The organism is Streptomyces specialis (assembly GCF_001493375.1).
GTDB lineage: Bacteria > Actinomycetota > Actinomycetes > Streptomycetales > Streptomycetaceae > Streptomyces > Streptomyces specialis.
Genome location: NZ_LN929865.1, coordinates 1 through 1,445 on the forward strand (window position 1 = coordinate 1; position 1,445 = coordinate 1,445).

Consider the following 1,445-nt stretch of genomic DNA (forward strand, 5'->3'; position numbering starts at 1 on the left):
CCTATGTATACCTACTGTTTCCAGTTTACGTCCTCTGTCCAGCGATGCCCGCGCCTGCCCCTCTCCCCGTCGTCGGCAGCGGCAGATGTGGATAAGAGCCAGCCCGTATCGTCCGCGCCGCCGGCTTCGACATCGGGAACGTGGCCGTCCAGGTCATCGGCGCGCCCGTCTCCGTCTCCGGCACCACCACCGACGGCCTCGGCTCTGCCGGTCAGGCCGAGGCCGTCGGTGGTGGTGCCGGAGACGGAGACGGGCGCGCCGAGCGCGTCCGACAGCACCCGCTGCGCCTCGGCGCGCCGGGTGCCGATCTTGGGGCGGACGCCGATGACCTGGACGGCCACGTTCCCGATGTCGAAGCCGGCGGCGCGGACGATACGGGCGGCCTCGGCGAGCAGCGCCACGCCGGAGGCGCCGGACCACTCGGGCCGGTCGGTGCCGAAGTGCGCGCCCAGGTCGCCGGCCCCGGCCGCGGAGAACAGGGCGTCGCAGGCGGCGTGCGCGGCGACGTCGCCGTCGGAGTGCCCGGCGAGGCCGAACGCGGCGTCCGGCCAGTGCAGCCCGGCGCACCACAGCGCGCGGCCCGCCTCGAAGGCGTGCACGTCGGTGCCCACGCCGATCCGGGGCAGCGCGGTCACCTGAGCGGCGTCAGAAGCCATCGTTCCTCCTCCGGCGGGCGAGCACGGCCTCGGCGAGCACCAGATCGAGGGGACGGGTGACCTTGAACGCCTCCTCGTGCCCGGGCACCAGGACCACGGGCACTCCGAGCCGCTCGACCATACCGGCGTCGTCGGTGATGTCCTCGGCGGCCAGCTTGGTGTGCGCCTCGACCAGCGTGGCGCGGTCGAACCCCTGCGGTGTCTGCACCGCGCGCAGCAGCGAACGGTCCGGGGTGGCGACGACCGGCTCGGGCGAGCCGTCGGCGGCCGGGGCGGCGATCTGCTTCACGGTGTCGGTGACCGGCACGGCGGGCACGACGGCGGGCGCCCCGGCACGGACGGCGGCGGCCACCGCGTCCACGGTGTCGACGGGGACGAGCGGGCGGGCCGCGTCGTGCACGAGGACCACCGCGATGTCGTCCGGCAGCGCGGCCAGACCGCGCCGGACGGACTCCTGACGGGTGGCGCCGCCGGGCACGACGAGCAGCTCCACCGAGGGCGGCGGGGGGTGCTCGTCCAGCAGGGAGCGGACGGCCTCGACCTCGGCGGGCGGGGCCACGACGACGACGAGGGCGACCGCGCGGGCCCGGGCCATGGCGTGGACGGCGTGGACCAGCATCGGCGTGCCGTTGAGCCTCGCTCTTATTAACATCTGAAGCCGACGACGCAGAGGACAGTGTAGGTTCCCGCTGGTCACTGGTACTTGACACAAAATACCACCCATCTACACTCGCTCACCCGCTATATCCTTGCCTCCCTAACGCCTGCTCCACGATCACCCTCCCAACC

At 73.3% G+C, this 1,445-nt stretch carries 1 protein-coding gene and 1 pseudogene; both read right to left on the minus strand.

All coding sequences use genetic code 11. The features are described from left to right. Positions 1-191: 191 nt before the first annotated feature. Positions 192-656 (minus strand): annotated as a pseudogene (ispF, locus tag BN2279_RS09630) (2-C-methyl-D-erythritol 2,4-cyclodiphosphate synthase); the annotation flags it as partial. Further along, complete coding sequence (gene ispD, locus BN2279_RS09635) at positions 646-1,308, minus strand: 2-C-methyl-D-erythritol 4-phosphate cytidylyltransferase (RefSeq protein WP_059008305.1); 663 nt, start codon at positions 1,306-1,308, stop codon at positions 646-648. The pseudogene ispF and the gene ispD, both read right to left, overlap by 11 nt. Between the last annotated feature and the right edge of the window lie 137 nt (positions 1,309-1,445).